We start from the raw sequence: 3,523 nt of genomic DNA on the forward strand, positions 1-3,523 counted from the left end.
GGCAAGGAGGGTAACATTACTTGAAGGAGAACGAATTCACTCATAAGCCACTACTCACCAAAAGAGAAAAAGAAGTATTTGAGTTACTAGTACAAGATAAAACAACAAAAGAAATCGCAGGTGAATTGTTTATTAGCGAAAAAACAGTTCGAAACCATATTTCAAATGCGATGCAGAAGCTTGGAGTCAAAGGACGTTCGCAGGCAGTTATAGAACTCCTTCGTATGGGAGAACTTAAGCTTTAATGTGTTGACTCTTTAATACGTAAGCCTTATATATTTTTTCTCTCCCATTCATTGGCAGCATATAAGGAAGTCTGAGATAATTTCTCATGTTGACTTCTTTAGATGCTGCTTATTTTAATGGAGGGGGTTTCATTATATCCTTTAGATAATCTATCTTGAAATTTATTTCACTTTCCCCCAAAATGGTAGTATGATAAGTTTCATGAAGTGGGGAGCTGGGTGTATGGGTGAAGAGAGTCAGGCTGCACATGTGGTCGAGATCGAAAGGGAATTGCGCTATGTTTCGTCATGGCTTAAGCAAAGGGGACGGGAAATTCTGAGTGATTATAAAATTACTATTCCTCAGTTTCTGGCTTTGCAATGGCTTTTTGAAGCGGGCGACATGACGATTGGCGAATTGTCTACGAAGATGTTTCTTGCCTTTAGCACAACGACGGAACTGATTGACCGCATGGAGAAACATCAGCTTGTTCAGCGCGTCAAGGATGAGAAAGACCGGCGTGTGGTTCGCATTCACYTTCTTGAAGAAGGCGAACGGATTATCGAAGAAGTGATCAACAAACGGCAGCAGTACTTGAGTGGCGTTTTAGTCAATTTCAGCGAATCCGATATCGTTTCCCTAAGTGGGACTTTAGCAAAACTACATCAAGAAATGAAAGAAAAATGAGGCGAGATTTTTGAAACAACCAATAGGAATCATTGATTCGGGGGTAGGTGGTTTGACAGTGGCTAAAGAAGTCATGCGCCAGCTACCAAATGAAAATATAATTTACTTGGGCGATACCGCAAGATGCCCTTATGGACCAAGGTCAAAAAAAGATGTCCAAACCTTCACTTGGCAAATGACAAGGTTCTTATTGAAGAAGGATATTAAAATGTTAATCATTGCCTGCAATACTGCGACTGCAGCGGTGCTCGATGAAATTAGAGCGATACTTCCGATTCCTGTATTGGGTGTTATTCATCCAGGGGCAAGGGCGGCATTGAAGGTTTCTAATGCTCTACATATTGGAGTAATTGGCACAGAAGGTACAGTGAAAAGCAAGGCCTATGACGACGCTCTTGCCTCCATCAATTCGGATGTGAAAGTGGATAGTTTAGCTTGTCCAAAATTTGTCCCCATCGTAGAAAGCGGAGAGTTTCAAGGGAAAATCGTGAATAGGGTTGTGGCTCAAACTTTAAACCCGTTAAAGAAAACGAACATCGATACATTAATCCTTGGCTGTACCCATTATCCGCTGTTAGGGCCTGTAATCTCAGAGTATATGGGAGATAAAGTACAAGTCATTTCCTCTGGGGAAGAGACAGCCCGTGAGGCAAGTGTTATTTTGGATTACTATCGATTAATCAATAAAAGCAAGCAGCGTCCGGTTCATCGTTTTTACACAACTGGTTCAAGAGATATGTTTGGGTCAATCGCATCGAGTTGGCTCGGTATTCATATCAATGCAATAGAAACAATTAAAATTGACCACCTATAAGACTTCCATTTGGAGGTCTTTTTTTTGTAGAAAGGAGCAAAAAAAATGGTATCACAAAAGCATATCGTTATGTATATAGCTACAAGCATGGATGGATATATAGCAAGAGAGGATGGAAGCATAGGTTGGCTTGAAGAGACAGAAGGTGCAGGGGATAATGGATACGGCGATTTCTTTAAAAATATTGATACGGTGATCATGGGAAACAAAACGTATCAACAGATTCATACACTAGCAGAAGAATTTCCTTATCAAGATAAAACCTGCTACGTCTTTTCTAGAAGTGCGAAAGGTAAAGACGAGCATGTGGAATTTGTAAATGAAGATGTGGGAGATTTCATAGGAAATCTAAAGGGTGACTCAAGGATTTGGCTAGTCGGTGGTGCGGAGTTAGTTAGTGAGTTCATGAGAAAACAGCTGGTGGATGAAATGATTCTTTCTATTATTCCTACAGTATTAGGTAAAGGGATTTCTTTGTTTCAAGCAGGAAATCCTGAAGTCAAATTAAAGCTGACAAACATACAACAGTACGGCCAGATTGCTCAGCTGCATGATCAGAGAGAAAAATAATTGGTCTATTTTCCCTTAGGGCTCGTATAAATAGGAGTACAAACTGTCCTAGGAGTGATTTTATGTCCAATAAATCAAAAGTAACAATGGCTGTGACCATTCTGGCATCTTCTCTTTTTCTTTCCGGATGTGGATTATTTGGGGGTGAAGAGAAAAAGGAGATTGACCCGCCTAAGGATGTTTCATTAGTCGAGGATGAATCTTCATTAAAAGAGACCAACGGGGAGCAACAGCCGGCAACAGATGGGGAAAAGACTGCTGGTGAAACAGCAACAGTGAAGACCGAGTTGTATTTAATTGATAAAAGTGGATATGTGGTTCCACAGACAATGGAACTTCCTAAATCGGAAGCCGTCGCAAAACAGGCCCTTGACTACCTCGTGGATAATGGACCAGTTACAGATAAGCTTCCCAATGGGTTTAGAGCGGTTATTCCTGCCGATACTCAAATAAGTGTAAACATAAAAGAAGGAGTGGCTGTGGCTGACTTTTCACCGGAGTTCAAAAATTATCAAAAAGAAGATGAACTCAAAATTCTTCAAGCTATTACATGGACACTAACTCAATTCGACTCGGTTGATAAAATCCAAATGAGAATCAATGGGGAAGATATTACGGAAATGCCAGTCAATGGCACGCCGATAGATGAAAATATCTCACGGTCTTCCGGAATCAATATTGATACCAGTGACGTGGTAGATATTTCGAATACGAAAGCGTTGACTGTCTATTACATTGGCGGGGACGAGGAGTACACCTATTATGTACCAGTAACACGCCGTATTAGCGAGACGGTGTCCGATAATGTAACAGCAGTTATTGAGGAATTAACGAAGAGTCCTTCTGGAACAAACCTGCAAACGGGCTTCATGAGTGATGTGGCCTTACTTGATCAGCCGAAAATGGCAGAAGGAAAGGTTACCCTCAATTTTAACGAAAACATTCTTGGTAGTTTTAAAGAGAAAAAGGTTTCTCAAGATGTTCTTGATGCATTAGTTTTATCTTTGACGGAGCAAAAGGGAATTGAAAGTGTTGAAGTACAGGTGCAAGGCAGTGCAGATATTCTTAACGAAGAAGGAAAGAAATTATCAGAACCTGTGGTCCGTCCAGAAAAAGTGAACACAGGTAGTTTTTAAAGAAACGATTTTGTATACTATAGATATAACACAATGAGGCAGCCTTTCGCTGCCTCTTATTCTTTTTTTGAAATTAGGGGGATACAATATG

5 protein-coding genes are annotated in these 3,523 nt (G+C 40.4%); all 5 read left to right on the top strand.

What is annotated here, in order from left to right:
• Positions 1–20: 20 nt before the first annotated feature.
• The 5 genes from AC1DUW_RS23615 to AC1DUW_RS23635 all read left to right on the top strand — a co-directional run bounded on the left by AC1DUW_RS23615 (position 21) and on the right by AC1DUW_RS23635 (position 3,432).
• Positions 21–245, top strand: a complete 225-nt coding sequence (locus AC1DUW_RS23615; protein ID WP_028392149.1) for a helix-turn-helix domain-containing protein — start codon at positions 21–23, stop codon at positions 243–245.
• Positions 246–468: 223 nt separating this feature from the next.
• Positions 469–912: a MarR family winged helix-turn-helix transcriptional regulator gene (locus AC1DUW_RS23620; protein WP_477643596.1), complete on the top strand. Its 444-nt coding sequence runs from the start codon at positions 469–471 to the stop codon at positions 910–912.
• Positions 913–922: 10 nt separating this feature from the next.
• Positions 923–1,726 carry a glutamate racemase gene (gene racE / locus AC1DUW_RS23625; protein WP_053347207.1) on the top strand — a complete coding sequence of 268 codons (804 nt, stop codon included), beginning with the start codon at positions 923–925 and terminating at the stop codon, positions 1,724–1,726.
• A 45-nt stretch (positions 1,727–1,771) separates the two neighbouring features.
• Positions 1,772–2,296: a dihydrofolate reductase family protein gene (locus tag AC1DUW_RS23630; protein WP_053347206.1), complete on the top strand. Its 525-nt coding sequence runs from the start codon at positions 1,772–1,774 to the stop codon at positions 2,294–2,296.
• Positions 2,297–2,358: 62 nt separating this feature from the next.
• A complete protein-coding gene (locus AC1DUW_RS23635; RefSeq protein ID WP_053347205.1) occupies positions 2,359–3,432 on the top strand; it encodes a GerMN domain-containing protein in 1,074 nt (357 codons plus the stop codon).
• Positions 3,433–3,523: the final 91 nt, after the last annotated feature.

The organism is Peribacillus sp. P4_C12 (assembly GCF_056402095.1).

Excerpts from the sequence above, each read along its gene's own strand:
- AC1DUW_RS23630 (WP_053347206.1), top strand. The coding sequence starts at position 1,772 with ATGGTATCACAAAAGCATATCGTTATGTATATAGCTACAAGCATGGAT.
- AC1DUW_RS23635 (WP_053347205.1), top strand. The coding sequence starts at position 2,359 with ATGTCCAATAAATCAAAAGTAACAATGGCTGTGACCATTCTGGCATCT.